The sequence below is a fragment of the Halanaerobium saccharolyticum genome, from assembly GCF_003259895.1.
Taxonomy (GTDB): domain Bacteria; phylum Bacillota; class Halanaerobiia; order Halanaerobiales; family Halanaerobiaceae; genus Halanaerobium; species Halanaerobium saccharolyticum_A.
The window spans coordinates 28941-54556 of record NZ_QLME01000018.1 but is presented as its reverse complement, the minus strand read 5'-3'; the positions used below and the strand labels follow the sequence as shown (position 1 = coordinate 54556).

Annotated in this window: 19 protein-coding genes and 1 tRNA gene; 3 read left to right on the top strand and 17 right to left on the bottom strand. The window is 33.5% G+C overall.

What is annotated here, in order from left to right:
- Nucleotides 1–332: 332 nt before the first annotated feature.
- The 10 genes from C7958_RS11195 to C7958_RS11150 form a co-directional block, all read right to left on the bottom strand.
- Nucleotides 333–1226, bottom strand: coding sequence for a dihydrodipicolinate synthase family protein (locus tag C7958_RS11195; RefSeq protein ID WP_111572766.1), 894 nt, complete (start codon nucleotides 1224–1226; stop codon nucleotides 333–335).
- 9 nt (nucleotides 1227–1235) lie between these two features.
- Complete coding sequence (locus C7958_RS11190; RefSeq protein ID WP_111572765.1) at nucleotides 1236–2495, bottom strand: GntP family permease; 1260 nt, start codon at nucleotides 2493–2495, stop codon at nucleotides 1236–1238.
- Nucleotides 2496–2524: 29 nt separating this feature from the next.
- A complete protein-coding gene (gene ilvD / locus C7958_RS11185; protein WP_111572764.1) occupies nucleotides 2525–4210 on the bottom strand; it encodes a dihydroxy-acid dehydratase in 1686 nt (561 codons plus the stop codon).
- A 252-nt stretch (nucleotides 4211–4462) separates the two neighbouring features.
- Nucleotides 4463–5218: an IclR family transcriptional regulator gene (locus C7958_RS11180; RefSeq protein ID WP_111572763.1), complete on the bottom strand. Its 756-nt coding sequence runs from the start codon at nucleotides 5216–5218 to the stop codon at nucleotides 4463–4465.
- 226 nt (nucleotides 5219–5444) lie between these two features.
- Nucleotides 5445–5532: transfer RNA gene (locus C7958_RS11175), tRNA-Ser, on the bottom strand.
- Between the two features lie 252 nt (nucleotides 5533–5784).
- Nucleotides 5785–7200: a glucuronate isomerase gene (gene uxaC / locus C7958_RS11170; protein WP_111572762.1), complete on the bottom strand. Its 1416-nt coding sequence runs from the start codon at nucleotides 7198–7200 to the stop codon at nucleotides 5785–5787.
- A 16-nt stretch (nucleotides 7201–7216) separates the two neighbouring features.
- A complete protein-coding gene (locus tag C7958_RS11165) occupies nucleotides 7217–9622 on the bottom strand; it encodes a glycoside hydrolase family 31 protein (RefSeq protein ID WP_111572761.1) in 2406 nt (801 codons plus the stop codon).
- Between the two features lie 19 nt (nucleotides 9623–9641).
- A complete protein-coding gene (locus C7958_RS11160) occupies nucleotides 9642–10937 on the bottom strand; it encodes a TRAP transporter large permease (RefSeq protein WP_111572760.1) in 1296 nt (431 codons plus the stop codon).
- Nucleotides 10938–10958: 21 nt separating this feature from the next.
- Nucleotides 10959–11429 carry a TRAP transporter small permease gene (locus C7958_RS11155; protein ID WP_111572759.1) on the bottom strand — a complete coding sequence of 157 codons (471 nt, stop codon included), beginning with the start codon at nucleotides 11427–11429 and terminating at the stop codon, nucleotides 10959–10961.
- Between the two features lie 80 nt (nucleotides 11430–11509).
- Entirely contained in the window at nucleotides 11510–12511 is a 1002-nt protein-coding gene (locus C7958_RS11150; protein WP_111572758.1) for a TRAP transporter substrate-binding protein, read from the bottom strand.
- Nucleotides 12512–12810: 299 nt separating this feature from the next.
- Here C7958_RS11150 and C7958_RS11145 point away from each other — a divergent pair, with 299 nt between their 5' ends.
- Nucleotides 12811–13683 carry an AraC family transcriptional regulator gene (locus tag C7958_RS11145; protein ID WP_111572757.1) on the top strand — a complete coding sequence of 291 codons (873 nt, stop codon included), beginning with the start codon at nucleotides 12811–12813 and terminating at the stop codon, nucleotides 13681–13683.
- Nucleotides 13684–13803: 120 nt separating this feature from the next.
- A complete protein-coding gene (locus tag C7958_RS11140; protein WP_111572756.1) occupies nucleotides 13804–14541 on the top strand; it encodes a YaaA family protein in 738 nt (245 codons plus the stop codon).
- A gap of 88 nt (nucleotides 14542–14629) precedes the next feature.
- Here the strand turns inward: C7958_RS11140 and tkt are convergent, their stop codons facing one another.
- The 5 genes from tkt to C7958_RS11115 all read right to left on the bottom strand — a co-directional run bounded on the left by tkt (nucleotide 14630) and on the right by C7958_RS11115 (nucleotide 20886).
- Complete coding sequence (gene tkt, locus C7958_RS11135; RefSeq protein WP_111572755.1) at nucleotides 14630–16585, bottom strand: transketolase; 1956 nt, start codon at nucleotides 16583–16585, stop codon at nucleotides 14630–14632.
- A gap of 28 nt (nucleotides 16586–16613) precedes the next feature.
- On the bottom strand, nucleotides 16614–18797 hold the full coding sequence (locus C7958_RS11130; RefSeq protein WP_111572754.1) for a BglG family transcription antiterminator: 2184 nt from the start codon (nucleotides 18795–18797) through the stop codon (nucleotides 16614–16616).
- Between the two features lies 1 nt (nucleotide 18798).
- Nucleotides 18799–20076, bottom strand: coding sequence for a PTS ascorbate transporter subunit IIC (locus tag C7958_RS11125; RefSeq protein ID WP_243834332.1), 1278 nt, complete (start codon nucleotides 20074–20076; stop codon nucleotides 18799–18801).
- Nucleotides 20077–20090: 14 nt separating this feature from the next.
- Nucleotides 20091–20360, bottom strand: coding sequence for a PTS sugar transporter subunit IIB (locus tag C7958_RS11120; RefSeq protein ID WP_111572753.1), 270 nt, complete (start codon nucleotides 20358–20360; stop codon nucleotides 20091–20093).
- A gap of 70 nt (nucleotides 20361–20430) precedes the next feature.
- Entirely contained in the window at nucleotides 20431–20886 is a 456-nt protein-coding gene (locus C7958_RS11115) for a PTS sugar transporter subunit IIA (RefSeq protein WP_111572752.1), read from the bottom strand.
- A gap of 298 nt (nucleotides 20887–21184) precedes the next feature.
- On the opposite strand from C7958_RS11115, the gene C7958_RS11110 reads away from it, so the two are divergent.
- Entirely contained in the window at nucleotides 21185–23221 is a 2037-nt protein-coding gene (locus C7958_RS11110) for a methyl-accepting chemotaxis protein (RefSeq protein WP_111572751.1), read from the top strand.
- Nucleotides 23222–23395: 174 nt separating this feature from the next.
- On the opposite strand, the gene C7958_RS11105 is transcribed toward C7958_RS11110, so the two are convergent.
- Both C7958_RS11105 and C7958_RS11100 read right to left on the bottom strand, forming a co-directional pair.
- Nucleotides 23396–24289, bottom strand: coding sequence for an SMP-30/gluconolactonase/LRE family protein (locus C7958_RS11105; RefSeq protein ID WP_111572750.1), 894 nt, complete (start codon nucleotides 24287–24289; stop codon nucleotides 23396–23398).
- A 16-nt stretch (nucleotides 24290–24305) separates the two neighbouring features.
- A complete protein-coding gene (locus C7958_RS11100; RefSeq protein WP_111572749.1) occupies nucleotides 24306–25589 on the bottom strand; it encodes an iron-containing alcohol dehydrogenase in 1284 nt (427 codons plus the stop codon).
- Nucleotides 25590–25616: the final 27 nt, after the last annotated feature.

Genomic DNA, 25616 nt, shown 5'->3' with positions numbered 1-25616 from the left:
CTGATATTCTAGTCTAACTAACTATTAGTATTCTGCAAAAAGAAATTAATTCCTTTTAAAATGTTCATTAATTTACTTTTAAAATAATAAAATGTCGTTCTTGTTAAGAGAAAAACCATCAATCACCACATTATTTTTCTCCAAAAATAATATTTATCATTTTCTAATGGATTAATTTGATAGATAATATACTTTATCAATAACTTAAATTTGACAATGCTTAAATATTTTTATGTAATGTTAGTGAATTATTATAGCTATATATACAAAAAAGACTTTTCTGAACTTAGCAGAGAAGCCTTTTTAAGTAGTTAATTCAATTTTTTTATATTCTATTCATCCATTACCTGCGAAATAAGTTCTAAACCTTCTGTTATTGATTCTTTTTTTACATCCTCAAAAGGAAATAGTGTTGTAGTATTGATATCTAATCCTCTTGCTTTCAATAATTCTTTGAAAAGACCTGAGCAATTATACTCAATTTGGTATAATTTCATAAGCGAAAGAATTTTTTCTTTAATACTAATGACTTCATTATAAAGATCATCTTCTTTAGCATTAGCCCATTTTGACCAAAGACCAGGTAAAATATTGGATAAACCACCTATAGATCCTTGACCTCCATAATCAATATTATCTAAAAACTGATTATCAAAACCTGAATACATTTTAAACTGAGGAAATTCAGTTTTAATTAACTGCATAATATCTTTTGTATGGGTAAATGTTGAAACTGATTCTTTCATTCCTATAATATTTTTATTATTCTGCAGTAGACGTAATACTGTTTCCGGAGTAATGTCAGTACCGGTCCGGGCAGGAAAATTATATAAATATATATTCCCTTCAATCTGCTTAGCTAAATAATCATAGTAATGAAAAATATCTGCTTGAGTCATAGCATAATAATACTGCCCGATAATAAGTACTCCTTCAGCACCTTTAGCTAGAGCAAAATTAGAGAGTTCAATTGTTTCCTGATAATTTATACATCCTGTTCCAGGTAATACTTTAACACTTCCATCAATTTCAGATAAATAAAAGTCTATAAAATCTTTTTTCTGTTTAAATGAAAGCGAAGTGAATTCGCCTGTACTTCCCAGCGGTACGATTCCATCTACTTTATTATCAATTAAATGTCTTATTAACTTGCGATTCCCACCATAATCAATACTTCCGTCATCATTAAATATTGTTAATGATGGTGTTATAATTTCAGCTTTCATATTTCTCACCTATCCTAATATTTTAATTACTCCATATAAAATTGTAGAAGTAGTTACCATACAAAACCCTATAAATGCTTCGTAAGGAATTAATTTTAGTCTTTCTTTAATCTGCATATTAACAGTTCCCGCACTAACATGAAAAAATGATCCATGAGGAAGACCATCAAATACAAAACTACCCGAGTGAACCATTGCACCTGCAGCCAGGGAGCCTACTCCATATGATAAAATAGTTCCCCCAAACACCTGACTTGCCAGAGTTGTGCCAGCTGTGGAAGAAGCTGACGCTGCGCCCATTAAAATTCCAGAAATTGGGGCCAGTAAAAATGCTGGTAAACCAACCGAATTCAAACCATCTATTATTACTACTTTTAGAGTTGAATTAGCAATAATTCCGGCTAAAGTACCTGTTCCAATCAACAGCATTGCAACTCCACTCATTTTTTCTAAACCAAATTCTAAATAATGAATAATATGCTTTACTTTTCCCATTACAATCATTCCTACCAAGCCTCCAACTGGTAGAGCAATTAAAGGATCAATAGTTACATTAAAAAGTGGACGCCCCAGTAAAAGAAGAATAGTAGCTGCAGGTCCCGAAAGTGAGGCTACTAGACCAGGAAGATCTTCATCTCTACTTACAATATGTTCTGCAACTACTTCTGTTCCATGATGTGATAAACGCTTTGCAATAATCAATGTAATAACAATTGCTGCAGCTGCAGCTGGAATACCTGCTGCTATCATAGAAGTAAGTGGAACTTTAAAAGTTTCGGCGGCTGCAATAGTATTAGGATTAGGACTCATTACATTCCCGGCTTTAACTCCTCCGATCATAGCAATCAAGATACCTAGTTTTCTATAGCCTACCTTTTGGGCAATCTGAATAGCGATGGGAGAGACAGTAATTATAGCTACATCTCCAAAAACGCCTACAGCAGTCAAAGCCCAAGTAGCAAGTATCATTGCCAGTATTGCATTTTTACTGCCAAGTCTTTCCACAATGGACTCTGCAATTCGTGCTGCTGCCCCTGATTCAATTAATGTTCCTGCGAGAACACCAGCAACTACAATTCTTATTACAGCAGAAACAATATTTTTGGTGCCATCTATCATATATGTAACAGTATTAAATAAACCCACTCCACCAACTAATCCTCCGATGATTGCTCCAATTATCATCGCATAGGTTGGAGGAACCTTCTTTAAGATTAGAATAATTGCAATAACTAATGCCAATATAGCGCCTATAGCTGATACACTCATTTAGTTCACCTCTTTTCAATTTATAGTATTTATAATTGCTCAGTCTTTAATATACCGCCTTCAGAACCTGAGGCTGCAAGTTTAGCATAAAGTCCTAAATATCCTCGCTTGAATTTTGGCTCAGGACGCTGCCAGGATCTTAATCTCTCTGCAATTTCTTCATCACTTACTAACAATTTCAGACTGCGATTATCTACATCAATTTCAATTTTATCGCCATCATTTACAATTGCAATTGGTCCACCTTCTGCTGCTTCTGGAGAAATATGGCCAACAAAACATCCATTATTTGTGCCGGAAAATCTACCATCTGTTATAAGAGCTGTTGTTTTACCTAAACCACGTCCATAGAGATATTTCATAGCCTTAAACATTTCCCGCATTCCAGGTCCACCCTTTGGTCCTTCGTAGCGAATTACTACTACATGACCAGCTTTAACTTTTCCATTCAAAATAGCTTCTTCCGCCTCTTCTTCACTATCAAAGCAAATAGCTTCACCAGTGAAGTGATATAGACTCTTATCAAAGGCTCCTGGTTTAGTTACACCTGTATCAGGGGCTAGATTACCTCTTAATACAGCTACCCCACCTTCAAATCCAAAAGGTTCTTCTGCTGAACGAACTACTCTTGTATCTTCTGGATATTGATAAACATGATCAGAAATATTTTTCTCAACTGTCTGATTAGTAACTGTTAAAGCATCCAGATCTAATTTTGTTTTTAAAGATTCCATAACTCGTGGTACTCCCCCAGCTTTATGAAAATCAACACAATTATACTGGCTAGCTGGATTAATTTTAGCAACTTGAGGAGTCTTACGGCTTAATTTATCAAATTCAGCTAATACATCCATATCTAACTCTGCTTCATGTGCAATTGCTGTTAAATGCATAACAGCATTAGTACTTCCACTAATAGCCAGACAAACTTTAATAGCATTGCGAATAGCTTCTTTTGTAATAATCTTACGTGCACTAATTTCTTGTTTAGTTAATTCTACAATTTTTATGCCAGTTTTTTCAGCAATTCTCAGGCGATCTGCTGAAGTAGCAGGAATCATTGCACCATCGGGTAATGTCATTCCTAAAGCTTCTGATAAACAGCACATAGTATTTGCTGTTCCAAGATAAGAGCAGGAACCACAACTGGGACAGCTTAAATTTTCTAAAACAGTGTATTCATCTTCAGTAATTTTACCAGCACTCAACATCCCCAGTGCTTCTATACTTGATGTCTGGTCAGACTCTCTTCCATCAAATACAATACCACCTTCCATTGGTCCACCAGGAAGAAGTATACATGGAATATCCAGTCTGGCTGCTGCCATCAACATACCTGGCACAATCTTATCACAAGATCCTAATAATACCAGAGCATCTACTAATTGTGTTTGAGCAAAAGTTTCTACACTATCGCAAATAATTTGCCTAGAAGGTAGAATATAATGCATACCATCGTGTCCCTGGGCCATCCCATCACAACAAGCAATAGTTCCAAATTCAACAGGTGTTCCTCCAGCACGATAAATACCATCTCTTACTCTTTGTGCTACCTGACGCAAATTAAAATGTCCTGGTACACCTTCAGTCCATGAGTTAGCAATACCAATAATCGGACGCTTTAAATCATCAGTTGAATATCCCATCGACTTATAAGTTGCTCGATAATATTGATTTTCAGTTCCTCGTAAAGTTTTTTCACTTCTGTACTTCATCTGACATCACCCTTTTTTTGTATTGTATTCTCTTTCGTATATATGATATCTTATTTATATACGAAAATCAAGTTTTGTTTTAGAATTTTTTTAATTTATTTACATTTAGGACAAATGTCCGGTCCTATTCTATAAAATAAGCAAAATAAAAAGACCTATCTAAACTATTTCTATGTCATTAAACATAATCTTTTAGACATAAAAAAACACCCAGAACTATAATAATTATAGATCTGGGCTATTTCTAGATTTTTATATTAAATTATGCTCCACTAAAATCTTCTCAATATTATTTTTATATTTTAATAAAGCTGCTTTGATAAAATCTCGTTTTTCTTTTGTTTCTCTAAAACTGGGATAAACAACACTTAAACCAGCAACTATCTCATGATTTTGATGAATTGGGACAGCTATGCAGCTTGTGTGTTCTCCACTTTCTCCATTTTCTATTGCAAAACCAGTAGCTTTAACATCCTTTAATTGATCTTTTAAAATACCCATATCTGTAATTGTATTAGAAGTTAATGCTTTTAAACCATCTGGATAAAGCTCTTCAAGCTCTGTTTCTGTATAACGAGATAAAATCGCCTTTCCAAGTGCTGTAGTATAGGCAGGAAGACTTTTCCCTACTTCTGAAACAATTCGAATTGGCTCTTGACCTTCTACCTTGATTAAATAAAAGACCTGCCCTTTTTTTAAGATACCTAGCTGACAAGTCTCATTACAATCATTTGAGAGTGAATTCATCTCCTGACGTATTAAATCAAGAGTAGAATTTTTACTAACAAAGGAAGAACCAATATAATATGATTGAATCCCTATTGTATATTTATTTGTAGAACTATCTAATTCTAAAAATCTATAGTCCAATAGTGTTTTCAATATTGGTGAAATTGTTCCTAATGGAATATCGGTTTCTTTAGTTAGCTCACTAAGTGTAAATCCATCTTGATGATTAGAAACAGCTTGTAATATAGAAATAACTCTATATGTTGGATTATGTACCATTTATATTCTCCTTCTGTTAAATAGTTATTTTAATTATATGACCCTATGATTAATTAGCTAAAAGTTATCCTTATGCTATATTTTACTAATTTCAAGCTAAAATTTAAAAATCCTGCAAATTTCAAAACAATTTGATTCTGAAATTCAAATTGCAGGATTCAACCCCAAAACACAAAGACCCGCCTCTCGGCAGGTCTCTAAATGGGCATCAGCCCTTAATATTCAATGGCGGAGAGACAGGGACTCGAACCCTGACACCTTTCGGCTTCACCGGATTTCAAGTCCGGCTCCTTAGCCAATTCGGACATCTCTCCACTTATGTCACAAGTAGTATTGTACTATATCTTTTTAGTGGTGTCAAGAAAAATTAGTTATTTTCAGAGATTATTTTTTGATACTCCACTAATTATTATAATTTCAACAAATTCTACTGTTAATTGTGGCAGTTTATTATTTTTTATTACAAAGCTTAATTGCAAAATAAACTTGAACTAATTAGAAATTTAATAGCGTTTATAATAGATAAATTCCACAACTCAGATCATTCAATTGATCTTATTGGTGAATTAATAATTTGATAGATGTATGTCAAAATATTTTTCTGCATTATAAAACGAAATATCCTGAATAATTTTTTTTATTTTCTTATCATCATCTGGATAATAGCCCTTATTGATCCATTCCCCTAATAAATTAGATAGTATTCTTCTAAAATATTCATGGCGCGGGTAAGACAAGAAACTTCTGGAATCAGTTAACATTCCCACAAAGGTACTCAATACTCCCAGATTTGCTAAAGTTTTTAATTGATTAAGCATTCCATCAATATGATCATTAAACCACCAGGCAGTACCAAATTGCAGCTTACCTGGAATTCCATCCCCCTGAAAATTGCCGATCATTGTACCAATAACTTCATTATGATTAGGATTATTAGTATATAAAATTGTTTTAGGCAAATTATCATTCAAATCTAGTGCATCCAAAAAATCAGATAATGGTCTGGCTATTTGACAGTCTGAAATTGAATCAAAACCACTATCAGCACCTACTTTGTTAAACATTCGACTGTTATTATTCCTGAGTGTTCCAATATGCAGCTGCATTACCCATCCTAATTCTGAATAAAGTTCAGCTAAGTACAGCAGCACTTCTGTTCTGAACTGGTCTTTTTCTAATTTTGTCAGCTCTTTTTGTTTAACTGCTTTCTTAAAAATATTTCTCAGATCTTCAATTTTAACTCTCTGATACATAACATAAGGCAGATCATTATCAGCTAATCTACAACCACATCTGTGGAAAAATTCTACTCTACTTTTCAAGGCAGCAAGAAAATCATCATAACTTTCTATTTTCTTTGCAACTAATTTTTCAAGTTCAGTTAACCAGTCAGAAAATCCGGGCTCAGCAATTTTAGTTCCTTTGTCAGGTCTAAAAGTAGGTAATACCTTAATATCAAAATCATCATCTTTAGCAATTGTCCTGTGATATTCTAGACTATCTATCGGGTCATCAGTAGTACAAACCCCTTTAACATTCATTTTTTTCATTAAATTGCGGGCAGAAAATTCATCTTCTGCCAGTAATTTATTAGCCTTATTCCAGATTCTACTGGCTGTTTCTTCATTCAGAGTTTGATGGATATCAAAAAATCTCTGCAATTCTAAATGTGTCCAGTGATATAAAGGATTTCCTATACAGTTCTCCACAGTTTTAGCCCAGGCTAAGAACTTTTGATAATCACTTCCCTCACCAGTTATATATTTTTCTTCTATCCCATTACTGCGCATTGCTCGCCATTTATAGTGATCTCCTGCTAACCATACTTCTGTAATATTTTCATATTTTTTATCCTCAGCAATTTCTTGAGGACTTAAATGACAGTGGTAATCAAAGATTGGCATATCTTTTGCATAATTATGAAATAAAGACTCAGCTATTTCAGATTCTAAAAGAAAATTTTCATTCATAAATTCTTTCAATAATTTTCACCTCCAATTAAATTAGATAAGTATAAGTATTTTTACCGCTTTTTAATTTTTCTCCATTTACAATAATTTCTCTTTTCTCTGCTTCTGGAAAATAAAGTTTTATATCATCATAGGAAAGATTATAAGCTCCAGTTTTTTCAATGTTTATTTTAATATTTTCCTGATCGCAGCTCATATCTACTGTAATCTCAGCATAATTACCTTCTAGATATTCATAGCTGCAGCCATCATCTTCAAATAAAGTATAACTTTCTTTTCCCTTGTTAATAAATGGGAAAATCTCAAAAGCTCTTTTATCTTCATCCTTATTCTCAAATGTTATTTCAGCTTCATTAACAGGTAGAATGGCCCCTTCTTTAACCAGTAAAGGGAATTGTTCTAAGGGGGATTCCAGAATAACTTCATCTCCACCTTCATAAAAATTATCAGAATGATAATCATACCAGTAAGCACCATCTGGCAGGTAGACATCTCTTTTTCTTTTCCCTTTTTCAACAACAGAAGCAACTAAAAGATAATCACCCAGCATAAATTCGTCATTTTCTTTAAAAGTGTTTTCATCTTCTTCAAAGTCATAAAAAGTCGGTTTAACCATTGGAGAATAAAATTGAGATGACTGATAAAGCAAATTATAGAGATATGGGGTTATTTTTGATCTAAATTTAATTGCTTCTCTAATCCCAGGTAATACATCACTGTACATCCAGGGAACATTAACTGTTTTATCGTCATTCCAGGAATGAATTGTAAATCTGGGGTGGAAAATACCGTTCTGTACCCATCTTAAAAATAATTCTGGTTCAGGAGCTGAGCCTGAAAAACCTCCGACATCATGACCAAAATTATAAATTCCTGATAAACTTAAACCTATTCCCATTTTTATGTTATATTTTAAGGTTTTCCAGTTGGTTCTGTTATCTCCAGACCAGGTCTGCACATAACGCTGCATCCCGGGACAGCCTGAGCGAGAAATTAAATATGGCCTTTTATCAGGTGCATATTCTTTTTGAGCTTCATAAGAAGCTTTCATCATCAGTAAGGTCTGTACTGGCCGGATCAATTCAATATCTAATGCTTTTCCAAATCCATTTGCCTTTGCCTCTTCTGACCAGATTTCATATTCATTGTTATCATTCCAGGTAGAATCAATACCATATTCCAGGAGCTTATCTTTTACATTTTCCTTCCACCAGTTAATTGTTTTATAATTGGTAAAATCAAGATAGGCTCCTAAATCATCCCAGAACTGAGCTATTTCAGCACTGCTCTGATCTTCATTCATTATGAACATATCCTCAGATTTAAGCTGTTCAAATTTTGGATGATCCTGTAATAAACAGGGTTTTATGTTAGCACAGAGTTTTAGTCCATTATCATGAAAATCCTGAGTCATTTTGTTTGGAGTAGGTATTTTGGATTTATTCCAATTAAAGACATATCTTTTATCATCAATTGATGTATAACCTGATGAGAGCTGAAAAGAATCACAGGGTATATCATGTTCCTGACAATCTTCAATAAAAGTTAGCAGTTTCTCCTGAGCATTAGCTGAATCAGTATAAGTCATAGTAGAACCTGAATAACCTATACTCCATTTTGGTTCAAATATTGTTTTTCCGGTCAGCCAGGAAAACTTTTCAGTTACCCCACTTATTTCTGGGCCAAGTATCATATAATAATCTAAATCCCCATGTCTACCGTGATAGTATCTATAATAACCGTGATAATTATCTAACTCTGATCCCATTTCAAAGACTGAAGTTGACAGGTTATCGTAAAATAAACCATAGGAGATTTTGTTTTCTTTATTTCTGGTAATATAAAATGGAACATGTTTATAAAGCGGATCTGTTTGCTCAGCATCGTAACCCATCGGATCAACATTAAACATCCGATAACGATTACCATATCGATCGGTTTCTCCTGCTTTTTCTCCTAAGCCAAAGTACTGATCTTTAGTATCTCTTTCCAGATAGTGATAAATACCATCTCCCAGACTGTTATTAAAATTATAACTCTGGGTTTTTCTATCACCTGCAATCTTTATCCAGCCAGAATTAGTCTTTGCAAACCAGTCTATTTTAAATCCATTTAGATCTATTTTTGCTTTTAACTTTTTGGTTTCAATTTTAAAATCATTATTTTCCTGACTCCATTCAAAATCTGGCAGTGAAAATACAGCTGTATCCATTTTATCTCTACCTTCATATGGTATATCCCCCATCCCTGGAGCCACCTGCCAGGTTCTATCTAATTCTAGTTCTTCTTCTATAAAAAGAACACGGATAATATCTTCTTCTAGTATAAATAGCTTCACCTTGATTTTAGATTCAGCTGAATTAAAATCATCTTCAAATGATAATATATTATCTTCTATTTTAATAAATTTAAACAAATAATTATTATAGATCATTTTCTAGCACTCCCTGTAATTATAATAAACCAAATAACCTTGGTAAAAATAAGCTGATTTCTGGAATGAATGTTACAATAAGTAAGGCGATAATAAGCACTGCAAAAAATGGAATCATTGGTTTTATAACTTTTTCGATAGATATTCCAGCTACACTACAGCCTACAAATAAAACACTTCCTACTGGTGGAGTTGTTATTCCAATACAAAGATTGAAAACCAGAAGAATTCCAAAATGAACCGGGTGCAGCCCCAATTGTTTGGCTATCGGCAAAAATATTGGCGTAAATATTAGTACTGCTGGAGTTAAATCCATAAAAGTTCCAACTATTAATAAAGTAATATTCATAATTAATAATATAATTATTTGGTTATCCGAAACAGAAAGAATTGCATTACTAATTGCCTGCGGAATACCTGTATAAGCCATAATCCAGGACATAGCCGAAGATGAAGCAACTAAAAACATTATTACTCCTGTAGTCACAGCAGTTTTAAGAACTATATCCTTAAAAGATTTAATTGATAAAGTTCCATAAACATAAGATAAAAATATCGTATAAACAACTGCCATAGCAGCACCTTCAGTTGCAGTAAAAATACCGGCTACTATACCTCCAATAACTATAATTATTAATAACAGACTTGGAATCGCCTTCAGAAATACTTTAAAACCTTCTCTAAAAGTAACTTTTTCTGCTACTGGGTAATTATTTTTCTTGGCATAAACATAAGCAACCAGCATACAGGATAATCCCATTAAAATCCCCGGAATATAACCTGCTACAAAAAGAGCAGAAATAGATACTCCTCCTGCCACAAGTGAATAAAGAATTAAGACCCCACTTGGTGGAATTAACATTCCGGTTGGTGATGAGGCAATATTAACTGCAGCAGCATAGGAAGGATCATAGCCCTCTTCTTCCTGAATTGGACCCATGGTTCCTCCAATCGCTGCCGCAGCAGCTACAGCAGAACCTGATAAAGAACCAAACAACATGTTTCCGAGCACATTGGCGTGGGCCAGAGCGCCAGGCAGTCTTCCTCCAATAACTTTAGCAAAATCTATCAATTTTTTTGCAATACCACCATTATTCATTACATTACCAGCAAAGACAAATAAAGGAACAGCCAGTAACGAAAAACTGTCAATACCACCAATCATTTTTTGCGCAATTGAAAAAAACACAATATCAACAGGCAGAGTAGTTAATGCCGTAATTAAAGTTGACATCCCGATACTAATAGATATTGGAATTCCAATTCCAAGCTGTATTAAAAAAGAAAATAATAATATTATTGCAGCACTTCCCATTTTTAACCTCCTAAAATTATATTAATTAATCTCCATCTCTAAATCTTCGCGTATATTAAAAATCTGATAAATTGTAATTAAAAATCCCGAAATTGGCACTATAGAATAAACAAGACCTTTTGAAACCCCCAGAATAGGAGTATTAATCTGAATTAAATTAGAAGATAAGTTTATTCCGCCTTTGATTAATATCAGAGCAAAAATTAAAATAATTAAATCAATAAAAAGATAAAGAGCTCTTTTCTTTTTACCTACCAATTTATTTCTCAAAAATATTAATGCCATATGTCCCCGGATTCCAAAAGTATAGGCAGCACCTAAAAATGAGGTCCAGATTAACATGAACCTTACTAATTCTTCTGTAAAAGTACTCGGGTTTCTTAATATATATCTAGTAAAAACCTGCCAGATAACTAAAGCAGTCATTGAAATCAATAAAAAAGCTGTCAGATAAGATAATACCTTATTCATTCCCTTTTTTATTTTTAACATTTAATTCACCTCTTTAAATATTCTTGAAATTTAAACAAAGTAATAAAAAGGTCTTTTTACAGACCTTTTTACTAAAAAAACTATTCAAGTTCTTTAAATACATTTAATAATTCTCTAACTTCAGGATATTCATCTTTATAATTCTGCAGCATTGGCTGAACGGCTTCTCTAAATGGTTCTTTATCTACTTCATGGAATGTTACATCCATCTCATCTTCTGCCTGACTTCTAGCCTCAGATATAGCTTCATCCCAGACACCTTTTTGGTATTCTGTTGACTCAACAGCTGCCTCTTTAATTATAGCCTGCTGCTCTTCAGTTAGTGAATTCCAAATCTGTGCACTTATAACCACAATATCCGGTATCCTTGTATGCTCATCAAAAGAGAAATGTTTTGCAACCTCACCATGATTACCATTTGTCAGTGCAGTCGGGTTACTTTCAGCTCCATCAATTACTCCTGACTGAATAGAAGTATATACATCACCATAAGGCATTGTTACTGGAGTTCCACCCAGAGCTTTCATCATATCAATCTGAGATTGGAAACCCATTACTCTAATCTTCTCTCCGTCTAAATCTTCTGGAGTTAGAATTGCTTTATCAACATGATAGAATGAACGCGCGCCAGAATCATAAAAAGTTAAACCAATAAAACCATTTTCTTCTGTTGAATTATATAATTTCTGAACTGCATCTGACTCCATTGACTTAAAAAAGTGATCTTCATCTGCAAAAACATATGGTAAAGTAAAGGCATTATAACCTTCAGAATAAGAAGTTAAAGCAGCTGCTGAAACTTTTGTCATCGCTAAAGCACCAGCTTGAAGCTGTTCTAACACCTGTGACTCTGATCCTAACTGTCCATTAGGATGAATTGTTATTTCAATATTTCCCTCTGATTTTTCTTCTACTGTTTCTTTAAATCTTTCTAAGGCAAGATGAACTGGGTGTCTCTCATTTAGATTATGGGCTAATTTCAATTTTTGAGTTGAATCACCTACACTTTCATCTGTAGAACTGCAACCTACTAAAACAACTGATAAAACAAATAGAATTAAAAATAAAGCAACTTTTTTCATTTATTATCCTCCTAAATTAAGTTGAAAATTAATATATTCTCTTAAACTTTTAACATAAATACAAATCTAAGACACTGAAGCTCTTTGAAATCTAGAATTTATCACCCCAATTTGATAGTTTTTATCATTTAATAAATTAAATCTATTCTAATTGATTGTCAACAGTACTGAATTGTTAACTTCAGATTAATTATACAGTAATTTTTCTCGTTAATCTTTGAGTTTTCTGCTTTAAATATTGCAATTCTTTAGATATAATATAAGATATAATATAAATAAATCTTAAATGAGGTGAAACCATGAGAAAAAATGACTACTACTTAAATAATAATTTTTTGGAAGTAGATTATAAGCAATCAAAAAAAATAACCGATTATGACAAATTTAATATGCATCTTCATGATTTTTATGAGCTGTTCTATTTTTTAAAAGGAGATGTTACCTATTACATTGAGGGTCATGCTTATGAGTTGAAAGAAAATACTCTGTTGATAATGAATAATCGAGAATTACACAAACCAATTTTCAATAAAAATGAACCCTATGAAAGAATTATAATTCACTTCTTCCCCTGGGTTTTATCAAAATATGATTCTTATAATTTTAATTTATTAGAATGCTTTGAAAATAGAAAAGAAGCTAACCATAATAAAATATATGATAAAAATAAAAAAATATACTCTTACTTTAAAAAAATAATTGAATATGCTCATCAAAAAGATGACACCTCGGAACTTATGATTGAAACTCTTTTTGTTCAACTATTAATTCTAATTAATGAATTATTTACCAGAAAAGAGAAAATAGAAAGTGAAACTATTAAATATAATGAACGTATGTTAGATATTATTAAATATATTAATCAACACATCAATGAGTCTATTTCTCTAGATTCACTTGCTAATAACTTTCATTTAAATAAGTCTTATTTGTCTCATATATTCAAAAAACATGCTGGAGTTTCAATTATACGTTATATCAGATATAAAAAAATTATGTCAGCTAAAAGACTTTTACTAGATAATAACAGCTGTAGTGAGGTTTGCGCCAAGTTGAATTTTGGAGACTATTCTACTTTTTTTAGATCGTTTAAAAAAGAAGTTGGTATTTCTCCTAAAGATTATCAAGAAAAACGTTCTTCTATTGAAAGATACCAAGTTTTTAATGAATAAATATCATCAAAGATATTCCCAAATAACTATATTTATCAGATTAAAGGTATAATCTTTCCTTTCTTGAATAATTAAAATAAGAAAATAATATATAAATTAAAATAGAAAGGAATGAATTTAATGAAAATAATTTTATCACCAAGCAAAACACAGAATCACGAAAGAAATCGCAAAGAAGAAGGCGGAAATATTTTAAAAGAAAAAAAGACCAAAAAATTATTTAATTGTCTAAAATCACTCTCAAAAGAAAATTTAGCTTCAGAACTTGATATCCAGGGAAATCTTTTAGATAGAACATATGAGCTCTATCAGGAACACAGTTTTGACGATCAGACCATCCCAGCTATTGAATGCTATAATGGAGCTGTTTTTAAACAGCTTGAACTAGATAGCTATGATCAGGATCAGTTCTCATATCTCCAGGAAAAACTGGTCATTCTTTCCCCAATGTATGGGCCAGTCCATTCTGATACAGAAATCTGGCCCTACAGACTGGAAATGAAGCTTAAACCGGATGGAACTAATCTTTATGATTACTGGCAGGAAGTAATGGAAGATTATTTTACTGATGTTGATTTAATTTTCAATCTGGCTTCAAATGAATACAGTAAGGTAGTCGAAAAAAATTATCAGGGGAGAATCATTGATTTTTACTTTAAAGAAGAAAAAGAAGATGGCAGCCTGAAAACAGTTGGCTATTATGTTAAGCAGAATCGAGGAAAAATGCTTGATCAGCTGATTAAAAACAGAATTGAAAGCATTGATCAAATTAAAGAAATTGAAGTCGATGGTTATAAATATAATGAAGAGCATTCTGATGAGAAAAACTTTTATTTTATCAAACCATTTGAAGAATAAAATTAAAATAATTAATAAAAGTTAAGCCATATTGCAAAGCCCGCTATCTCAGCGGGCTTTTTGTAATTAAATCTATTTTTTATCAAATTTAAATATTGTTTTTTATCTCTTTAGCTATATTTTCTGCAGTCAGGCCAAACTCTTCTGCTATTTTTTCTCCAGGAGCACTGAAGCCAAAATCTTCAACTCCAAAAACTAATGAGTTACCTTTCATTACTCTATACCATCCCGTAGGATTACCTGCTTCTATGGCAACAGTCAATTTTGCATTTCCAAACAGCTGTTCTAAATATTTCTGGTTTTGATGCAGCTTTTCTTTTTCAGGAGTGGAAATTATCCGTACTTTATAATCTCCTTTAAGTAGGTTTTTAACCTTTAAAGCAGTTTCTACCTCACTTCCAGCAGCCATAATTGCAATATCTGCTTCAGCAGTATCTGAAACTATAAAAGCTCCTCTCTCAAATTCTAGACTGCTTATTTCCTTACTATAAGAATCTACTGCCTGTCTGGCCATCACCAATGCCACAGGTTTTTTATTTTCTTTAACTGCAGCTTCCCAGGCCAGTTTAACTTCTCTGCCATTTGCCGGTCTGATAACTCTCAAACCGGGGATCATTCTTAAAGATTCAAGCTGCTCTACTGGCTGATGAGTTGGGCCATCCTGACCAACATAAATTGAATCGTGGGTAAATACATAAATTACAGGTAATCCCATTATTGCCGCCATCCTGATTGAAGGCCGCATATAATCAGAAAAGGTTAAATAAGTAGCAATAACAGGTCTTAAACCCTGATGCAGCATAATGCCACCTGCTGCAGCTGCCATTGCATGTTCTCTAATTCCAAATTTAATATTTCTGCCGCTAAAATTCTCTTTTTGAATATCTGAATACTGATCAAGATTAATTCTGGTTGAGGCAGAAAGATCTGCTGTGCCACCGATTAAATAGGGAATCTGATCAGCTAAATATCTGTAATACTCCCCTGAATAATTTCTAGGAGGCATTTTTTCTTCAAAATTAATGCTTGAGCCAGCAAAATCAAGCTCACTCTTTAAATTAATTCCGGCCTGCAGCTCTCTGTATTCCTGTTCAAACTTGTTTACATATTGATCTTTTAATTCTTCCCAGTCAGCAAAATTAGCAGCTAATTTTTGTTTGTGTTCTTTAAAATATTGATATACTTCTTCCGGCACCTTAAATTCAGCTTCTGGAAAATCAGCTTTTCTTTTCATTTCCAAAATTTCTTCTCGACCGAGCGGTGAAGCATGAGCAGAACTCTGACCTTCTTTAGCAGTTATTCCTTTTGCTATTTTAGTATCAGCTATGATCAAAGTTGGCCGTTTCTGATCGGCTTTTGCCTTGTTAAAAGCATATTCCAGATCTAAAAAATCATTACCATCAACTGGAGAAATAACCTGCCAGTTAGCTGCAGAAAACCGCTTTTCAATATCTTCGTCGAAAGTTATATCAGTTGGTCCATCAATTGAAACCCCATTATGATCATAAATCACAATTAATTTATCAAGTCCCAGATTACCGGCCAGGGAAACTGCTTCATAACTAACTCCCTCCATCAGATCTCCATCACCGGCAACCACATAAGTGTAATGATCAATCAAATTATAATTTTCTTTATTAAATTTGTCAGCCAGAATTTCCTCGGCCAGGGCCATCCCGACAGAATGAGCAAGGCCCTGACCTAAAGGACCAGTAGTCATCTCAACTCCTGGAGTTATACCATACTCTGGATGTCCCGGGGTTTTAGATTCAAACTTCCTATACTGTTTAAGATCTTCAAGACTGAGATCATAACCGGTTAGATGAAGTAAAGAATAAAGCCAGATTGAACCATGACCGGCAGACAAAACTAACCGATCTCTGTTAAACCATTCAGGCTCATCAGGATTATATTTCATTTCCCTTGCAAATAGATAAGCTCCAATTTCTGCACAACCTAAGGGCATCCCGGCATGACCTGAGCCAGCATATTCCACAGTATCTGCAGATAAAACTCTAACAGAATTCGCTATTTTTTGCAGCATGATTTTAACATCCTTTCTATTTTTAGTATTAATATTCAATTTCTTTTTCATAATTATTTTTTAACATTTTATAAGCAGATGTCGCTGATTTTGCAGATGCTAGTTTTTCCATCAGCTTCTGGTTATTGGCAAAATCTATAATATCTGTCAGAGCAGGCATATGTCCTTTTTTATCAATTGGAGCCAGCACAAAAATAAATTTTATTGGATCAAATTGATGACCCAGCTTAATTCCTTCCCTGATTATTAATAGACTAATTGCCGATTGATTAACCCCATCTTCAATCCCTGCATGAGCAAGACAGATCTCTGGTGCAATTGCAATATAAGGTCCTTTAGCTTCTACAATTTCTATCATTCTTTTAATATATCCTGGTTCAATTATTTTTTTATCAAGTAACAGTTTACCTGCTGTATTAATGGCTTCTTTCCAGTCAATTTGTTCATCGATTATTCTAATTTGATCCTTCTTTAATAACTTGAGTAAACCCCTGGCATCTTTTTTTCGCTGTATCTTATTTTTAACATTTTCTTGAGCTGATTCAAAGTGCATTTCAACTTTTTTTAAAGCCTCCTGCAGCTTATCTTTTTCCAGATATGGTTTTAGAAGATCTATGATTTTTTCGGGCTGATAGTGTTTATCCTTTTCTTCTTCAGAAAAAATACCATATTCAATTTTTTCTTTACGAAGGTAGGCTCTTATTTTTTCTACATCACTATCATTTAAAAATGGATTTACTACAATAACATCTATTTTTTCCAAACTCAAGGGAATAGTAGAAATAATAAAATCAATCTCATCAAGTAACTCATTATTTTCTAAATCCAGACTGGAAAGGCTGGCAACTATCTCAATTACCTTAAACTCATTATTTAATCTGACTTCTAAAAGATTGGTAGTTCCAACACCGCTCGAACAGACTATTGCTACCCTTGCTTTTTTTTTCTCCTGATAATTGATTCTCTCCAGTGCTGCCCCAAAATGAATTGTAATATAACCAATTTCATCTTCACTGACTTCTACATAAAATTCACTCTGGATCAATCTTGCTGCCAGTTTTGAAGCTTGAAAAACTTCTTCATATTTTTCTTTTATATCTTCTAAAAGTGGATTTTTAATCGGCAGATCAAAGATTATTCGATTAACTATTGCCTGCAGATGAATTAAAAGTCCGGAATGCAGCTTTTTATCAGCTGCAAGATCGACGGTGAAATATTGTCCAACAACTTTAATCATTTCTTGAACCAGATAGTTCAGCTCATTTTCATTTAAATCAGTCTGAACTTCTCCCTGTCTCATTTTTGCACCCATAAGATGAATTGTAATAAATGCTATTTCATCTTCTGGAATATCAACTGGGAATTTTTTTTCCAACAGCCGGGCTACTTTTTCTGCAATCTGATATTCTTGCTTATCTTTTACCACCTGCAGTCTTGCGGGAGCAATTTTAATATCCTGTTCAGCTAACAGACGAGAAATTGCAAAAGCAATATGGACAATCAGACCGGTAAAAGCACTATCGGTAAAACTAATCTTTAATTCTTCTTCAGCCACTTTAACTATGTCTTCGATTTCTGTCAGGTTAAGCTCTCCCAGAAGATTTTTGATTTCCTCATTATATCCGTGATCTAAACGACTCTTAAAACCAACCTTTTTATTGCTCTTATTTAATAATTCAATCATATTTCCTGTTTCATAACTTTCATTGAGCAGGCTCTTCATTGCATGTCTGATATCAATTTCTGCTCCCTCAATTTGAACTCCATAATTTCTTCTTCTAATTAAATTCAAACTTCTGTTCTGCAGCCATTCTTCTACCTGATCTAAATCTTTGCTCACAGTGGCAGAACTCACATCTAAAATATCAGCCAGTTCAAAAATTAACACTGGTTCTTTTTTCTGAAAAAGTCTGTATAAAATAAGATATTTTCGCATTTTAGCTGATCTAAAATGCCGGCTGTTATAAAAATTATTAAATTCTGCAAAGACTTTAAACTGTTCTTCGTCTGATCCTTCTAACAGCACACCAAAATTTGGTTTTTTAATCAGCTTTAACTCATATTTTTGAATCAAATCTTTAATCTCATTCAGGTCATAGCGAATTGTTCTACTGCTTACTTCTAGAATTTCAGAAAGAACCTTTATAGAAACAGGCTCCTTCTGATCAACTAAGTATTTATATAACTCAAATAATCTTGTACTCTTTTTCATTTTAAGCGAACAGCTTCGCTATATAACCAATTATTATCCCAACAATCCCGAAATCTGCGTCACCAAAGGTTGTATTTGCAAAACCCAGTGATCCCAGAACCGGTAATAAGAGTGCTGGTAGGAATGAGATTAAGATTCCATTAACAAAGGCACCCAGCATTGCTCCCTTTTTACCACCTGTGGAATTACCAAATACTCCTGCAGTTGCTCCGGTAAAAAAGTGAGGAACCATTCCAGGAATAATTAAAGCCAGACCCAGAGGTCCCAGGAAGAACATGCTGACAAGCCCACCTAAAAAGCTGAATAAAAAACCAATAATTACTGCATTTGGTGCGTAGGTAAAGGTTATCGGACAGTCCAGTGCAGGTTTTGCATCCGGAACTAACTTTTCTCCAATGCCCTGAAATGCTGGAACAATCTCACCGATGATCATTCTTACACCAGTTAAGATAATATGAACACCTGCTGAAAAAGTAATACCCTGCATCAGTGCGAACATAAAGATACTCTGTCCACCTGAATACTGAGAATAAATGTCACGACCTGCAATTAAGGATACTATAAAGAAAATAATGATCATAGTCAGCATAGTGGCAAGAACTGATTCTTTTAAGAAACTCAAATATTTAGGAACTTTAATATCTTCTGTGCTGTCTTCCGGATCCCCAACTACTTTGCCAACAAGACCGGCTGCAACATAGCCTGTTGTTCCAAAGTGACCAAGTGCCACATCAGTACCACCGGTAATTTTTTTCATAAACGGTTCTGCTAAAGCAGGGAAAAGAACCATTACAAAACCTAAAATTGCAGCTCCAACCGCTATTAAAGGTACTCCTGTTAATCCTGCTGTACTTAAAACCGCTGATAATAAGGCTGCCATAAAGAAAATATGATGACCGGTAAGAAATACATATTTTAAGGGTGTAAACCTTGCAAAAAGCAGATTAGCTATAAAACCAAAAGCCATGATTAAAGCAGTTTGAGTCCCAAGTGTCTGCTGAGCCAGAGCGACTATTGCTTCATTTGTCGGTATTACACCCTGAATATTGAATGCTTCCTGAATCATGGGGCCTAAATTATTCAGGCTGCCAACTAATACATTAGCACCTGCACCCAGGATTACAAAACCTAAGATACTCTTTAACGTTCCTGACATTATTTTAGAAAATGGTTTTTTAAGCAGTGCCAGTCCCAAAAATGCCATTAAACCAACTAAAGTTGCTGGTTGATTTAAAACCTCATATACTAAAAAGTTAATAAAAGACATTAAAAAATCCATAAGTTATTTCCTCCTTAAAGTTTTTTATATGCTGCCAGAACCTTCTCTTTAATTTCATTTTTATCTGTCATATTTTTGACACTAATGACTTCTGCTGGATGTTCAATTTTTGCTCCAATTTCTTCACTGGCAAAAATATAATCCGCCTGTTCTCCCATAATAGAAGATAAATCCTTGACTTCAACGGAACCTTCAATTCCTTCCTGCTCCATAATTTTTTCTATATTCATTTTTAAAACCAGACTGCTGCCCAGACCCATCCCACATACTGCTAATACTCTCATGCTCTTCTCCTCCTATTTTTTGTTGACTAATTGATAAAATTTACGAATTTCAAAATTATTTTAAATGAAATTACTGCTGTTCCAGTATATTTTTGATATATTCTAAAATTTCCTCCGCACTCCCCATTTCAGCAATCGTATCAACTGCTGATTCTTCCATTAAAACCACTGACAGTTCTGAAATTGTTTTTACATGTTTGTCATTATCTACTGTACCAAAAGCAAAGGCAATTTTTACAGGATCATTATTTTTATTGCCAAACTCGACCGGTTCCTTAAGAGTTATCAGGCTGAGACAATTTTCATTTACTCCATCTTCAGGGCGGGCGTGTAAAAGTGCAATTCCCTCCCCAATAACTACATAGGGTCCATTATCAATAATTGACTGTTTCATTGCTTCTATATATTTTCCTTCAATTTGCCCGGATTTTAATAATAAATCACCTGTCTTATCAACAACTTCTTTCCAGTCAGCTGCTTTTACATTAACTTCTATATTTTGACTTTTCAAAAGATCTAAAATCAAATCTTTTCACCTCCGGAATTAATTGCTTTTCTTTAACTTCTGCCTTCATTATACTCCTATGATTCTCGAAATAGCAATAGTTAATAAACTACTTCTTTTTCTGGCCATTGTGGCAAAATATTTTGTTTATTATAAAAAAATTGTTTGCTGCCATAATTAAATATTTTTAAGCTGCTTGCTAAAATTTTTTTAGATAAACTCTTACAAAAATTTAACAAATCCTTATTTTAATTTTAAAGTTTTTATTATATAATAAAAATATCATAGCTATTTAATTATTGAGAGGGGTAGATAAAAATTGTTTAATAAAATATTTTCATCTTTAAAGTTCAAACTACTAGTTGTTCCAATTATTTTAATTTTAATTGGGATTAATGTAATTGCTTTTTTTGCTTCAGATATTACAAAAAATAATCTTTTGCAAAATCAGAAAGAAGATGGTATCAGACTGGCTCAACAGGCTGAGCTACAGCTTTCTGATAATTTGAACTCACTAAATAAAATTGAAACTATGCTGGGAGAAAAATTAATAACGGCTGCCAGAATAGTTCTGAGCAGAAGGGAAGATTTAAATAACAATTTACTTAAAGATATAATGAATCAAACTGGTGTCAATGAAATCTACTGGTATAATAGTCAGGGAGAAATTATTTATTCAACAGTAGATTCTTATCTGGGTTGGAAACCTGAAGCAGATCATCCTGTCCATGACTTTATAGGATCAGAAAACAAATCGCTGATAGAAGATATTCGTAAAGATTCTGAGTCGGATAATTATAATAAATATGCTTATTTAAAGGCTGATAATGAAAGTTTTATTCAGGTTGGAATCAGAGCAAATGAAGTAAAAGCGCTAACGGAACGCTTCAGCTATCAGACAATAATGAATAAAATTGCTGCTAGTGAAGATATAGTCGAGGCTTCATTTATTGAGGAAAATTTAAACATTAAAGCTTCAAATAACAGCCAGCTTATTGGCAAAAAAATAACAGATGAAAATATAAAAAGAATAATAAATAGTGATCAAGTATATTCAACAGAAGAAATATATACTGATGAAAATGAATCTAGCCAGAGAATTTACAGTGTTTTTCTTCCTTTTAAACAACAGGGAGAATCAGAGGGAATAATTAATTTGAAATTTTCAATGGAGAAAATATATACTACTATAACAAATACCAGAAATTTGATATTAATTATCGGTGCTTTTCTGTTTCTTCTTATTGCAGGAGTTTTATATTTTAGTTCCAATTCTATAGTTAAAGCCCTAAATAGAACAGTTGAAAGCTGCCAAAAAGTTTCCAATGGAAATTTAAAAGATCAAATACCAGAAAAACTTAGAAATAGAAAAGATGAAATCGGAAAATTAACAACTGCTTTTTCAGTAATGCAGAACAATCTAAAAATAATTATTAGTCAGGCTGCCGACATATCAGCTAATCTATCAGCCTCAAGTGAAGAACTTGCCGCTTCAGGCCAAGAAGTTGCCGTAGCTGCTGATGAAGTTGGAAATGCAGTCCAGAATGTCGCTTCGGGAGCAGAAGAACAGTCAGCCCAGATTGAGGAAACTTCTTCCAGTATAGATCTGCTTTCAAAAAAAATAATCGAAATCAATAAAATGTCAGGACAGATGGATAATCAAGCTGAATCTGTTATAGAAAATATAGAACAGGGAGACAAAAATATAAATAAATCTATTCAAAACATAAAAAATGTTAAAGATAATTCAAAAAGAGTTGCAGACAATGTCTATAATCTAGGAGAGCTATCAAAAGAAATTGGCGAAATAATATCTCTGATAAATGATATCGCCACTCAAACAAATTTACTTGCTTTGAATGCTGCTATTGAAGCTGCTAGAGCTGGAGAAGCTGGGAGAGGATTTAGTGTTGTTGCAGATGAGATTAGAAATCTAGCTGAAGAGTCCGAAAATGCAACTGACAAAATTGCTTCCTTAATTAAAGAAATACAAAATGGTGTAGATTCAGCAGTAAAAAAAATGAATGATACTGAAATAGTTGTCGATAGTAGTGTTAAATCAATTGAAGAGACAGGACTCTCATTTAAAGAGGTTGATCAAGCATCTATTAATTTAAAAGACTTTATTTCAAAAATAAAAAGAAATATTGAAGAGATTGAAGAAAGCAGTAATTATATTGAAACTGCTGTTGGAGAAATTTCTCTTGTTAGTCAGGAATCAGCAGAAAATGCAGAAAAAGTTGCTGCCTCAACAGAGGAACAGAATCGCTCAACTAAGGAAATTGTTGCATCTGCGGATGAATTAGCAAAAATGGCAGAAAAACTATCAGAAATTGTTTCACAATTTGAACTTTAAATGTTTTTAAACAAAGTTGTTAAGATATAATTTAAACATTCATTTATTAATTATATCTTAATAAAAATGGAAAAGACAAAAACAGCGATAAATTTATCGCTGTTTTTGTCTTTTTGTCAATGTTAATTAAATTATAAATATAAAATTACAATAAATTTTAATAAGTATTCAGATTTACTTTAATTTAAATTTAACAGCCTCTAAACCCTTAACCTCAGCCTGATATCTAAAAATCCCACCAGCATAAGGATGCCTTTTCTTTTCTTCTTCACTCAGGCCAACACTGGCTGTGGTTATATAAAGTTCGTCCCAATTTTTACCGCCAAAAGCACAGGAGGTAACATTTAAGACCGGAAGTTCAACTTTATCAATTTTTTTGCCAGATTCAGGATCCCAGCTTGAAACCTGGGCTCCGCCAAAGTGTGCTATCCAGAGCTTGCCCTGAGCATCAATAGTCATTCCATCAGGTACTCCTTCACCTTCTGCAAAAGAAATAATTGATCTCTTATTTGAAATCTCAGCAGTTTCTAAATCATAGTCAAAAGCTAAAACTTCTTTAGTCGGTGAATCAATATAATACATTGTCTTATTATCCAGACCCCAGGCCAGACCATTGGAAATCTTAACATTTTTAATTTTTTCCTCTAAATTTAAATCCTGATCCAGACAGTATAAAGTTCCAAGCTCCCTGTTTTCTTCTAAATCCATTGTTCCCACCCAGAATCTTCCTTTTGGGTCACATTTACCATCATTAAATCTTGTCTGGGCAGTATTTGATTCTGAATTGACTAAAAACTCCGCCTCAGCTGTTTCTGAATTAATTAGGTAGATTCCATCTTCCAGAGCTGCCAGCAATTTTCCCTTCTCAGTTGTAGGGATAATTGCTCCAATCATCTTCTCCAGCTGAATAACCATGTTTTCCTCTGCCGCTGGATTATAAATATTTATTCTCTTTTCTAAAATATCCACCCAGTACAAAACTTGCTCTTCCTGATCCCAGAAAGGTCCTTCTGCAATTTGAGCTTTAGCATCTAAAATAAGGTCAAGTCTATCATTAATTTTTTTCATTCAACTCATCCACCTTTTAAGCTTCTATATTTTTGATCAGACTTAAGTCCCCAGTTTTTGCAGCCTCAAGTATTGGAGCCATATATTCATCGACCATTGAGGCATTAAGCGGAATCGGCATATTCTTTAATTTCATCTCTAACTGCGGATCTTTAGCAGCCTCTAAAGCTCTTTCAATATGTTGATCAGTAAATCCATCCAGTTCAGATAATTTGGTGGGAAAGTTAATCTCCTCAGCAAAATTAATCATAGCTCTGGCCACTGCTTCTCCTAATTGACGACCACTTAAATCATTAAGATCAGCATCCAGAAAACCATTTCTAATAAATATATCTCCTAAAACTTTTAATTGTGGTTCAATTGCCGGGGCAAAAAAGACTGTATAATAAATATTCATTATTCCACAGGCCCGACCGTGACTGCTGACATCTACTAAAGAAAAACTAGTCAAATGGCCGCCATTAGTCCCACCTACCATAATCGAATAAGCACCTAAATCTGTTGCCAATCCCAGTGCTTCACGGGCTTCCGTATCCTGCAGATCACCAATTACTTTTGGAGTATTTTTAACTATCAGTTCTACTGCTGTAGAAGCAATTTCTTTTTCTAAGTTATAATTTTGAGCATCAATCCCATAAAAAACTTCCAGACAGTGGGCCAGACCATCAAACGCACCATCAACTGTTACTTTTAAGGGCATTGTCTTTGTCACTTCATAGTCAAAAACAGATTTTTTAGGAATAACAGCATCATCTACTATTAATTTCTTCTGACCGCTGACTACATCTGTTACATTCGAATACTTTGTCAGATGAGCACCAGAACTCGATGCAGTCTGAACCGCTATAGTTGGGATTAAATGTTCTTTACTGTGCTCTAAGGCTTCTGTTACCATATCCGTTCCAAAGTATTTATCAATATGAGGACTATAATGGCCAAGTGAAGCCAGTACATTTGCAGCTTTAACTGCATCGATTGTACTTCCTCCCCCAATAACAATTATACAGTCAGGTTCAAAAGTATGGATATATCCAGCCAGTCGATAGACATCTTCCCGGGGAGCATTTGGATTTGAGCCCGGAAAAACTCTATTCCCCGCTATTTTTATCTTGTTTTCCTTAAGGGATTTCTGAATCTCTCTAACAGCTGTCTCCCGATAAGTGTCATTGGAGATTAATAAAACATTATCCCCATATTCTTTAGCATATTCACCTACTTTATTTAAAATTCCAACACCCAGAGCATATTCATCTCCCTTAAAATCATAAAGTAGTTCTTTTGCTTTTTCTTTTAAATTCATTTTAGAGATACCACCTTTCTCAAAAAT

Bases quoted from the DNA above. Each gene is read 5' to 3' on its own strand.
- ilvD (WP_111572764.1), bottom strand. From the start codon at position 4,210: ATGAAGTACAGAAGTGAAAAAACTTTACGAGGAACTGAAAATCAATAT.
- C7958_RS11195 (WP_111572766.1), bottom strand. From the start codon at position 1,226: ATGAAAGCTGAAATTATAACACCATCATTAACAATATTTAATGATGAC.
- C7958_RS11120 (WP_111572753.1), bottom strand. From the start codon at position 20,360: ATGAGAGTATTAGCAGTATGTGGGATGGGTCTGGGCAGCAGTCTGGTT.
- C7958_RS11125 (WP_243834332.1), bottom strand. From the start codon at position 20,076: ATGGATTTTTTAATGTCTTTTATTAACTTTTTAGTATATGAGGTTTTA.
- C7958_RS11155 (WP_111572759.1), bottom strand. From the start codon at position 11,429: ATGTTAAAAATAAAAAAGGGAATGAATAAGGTATTATCTTATCTGACA.
- C7958_RS11145 (WP_111572757.1), top strand. From the start codon at position 12,811: ATGAGAAAAAATGACTACTACTTAAATAATAATTTTTTGGAAGTAGAT.
- C7958_RS11105 (WP_111572750.1), bottom strand. From the start codon at position 24,289: ATGAAAAAAATTAATGATAGACTTGACCTTATTTTAGATGCTAAAGCT.
- C7958_RS11190 (WP_111572765.1), bottom strand. From the start codon at position 2,495: ATGAGTGTATCAGCTATAGGCGCTATATTGGCATTAGTTATTGCAATT.
- C7958_RS11150 (WP_111572758.1), bottom strand. From the start codon at position 12,511: ATGAAAAAAGTTGCTTTATTTTTAATTCTATTTGTTTTATCAGTTGTT.
- C7958_RS11160 (WP_111572760.1), bottom strand. From the start codon at position 10,937: ATGGGAAGTGCTGCAATAATATTATTATTTTCTTTTTTAATACAGCTT.
- C7958_RS11100 (WP_111572749.1), bottom strand. From the start codon at position 25,589: ATGAATTTAAAAGAAAAAGCAAAAGAACTACTTTATGATTTTAAGGGA.
- tkt (WP_111572755.1), bottom strand. From the start codon at position 16,585: ATGCTGCAAAAAATAGCGAATTCTGTTAGAGTTTTATCTGCAGATACT.
- C7958_RS11165 (WP_111572761.1), bottom strand. From the start codon at position 9,622: ATGATCTATAATAATTATTTGTTTAAATTTATTAAAATAGAAGATAAT.
- C7958_RS11180 (WP_111572763.1), bottom strand. From the start codon at position 5,218: ATGGTACATAATCCAACATATAGAGTTATTTCTATATTACAAGCTGTT.
- C7958_RS11130 (WP_111572754.1), bottom strand. From the start codon at position 18,797: ATGAAAAAGAGTACAAGATTATTTGAGTTATATAAATACTTAGTTGAT.
- C7958_RS11140 (WP_111572756.1), top strand. From the start codon at position 13,804: ATGAAAATAATTTTATCACCAAGCAAAACACAGAATCACGAAAGAAAT.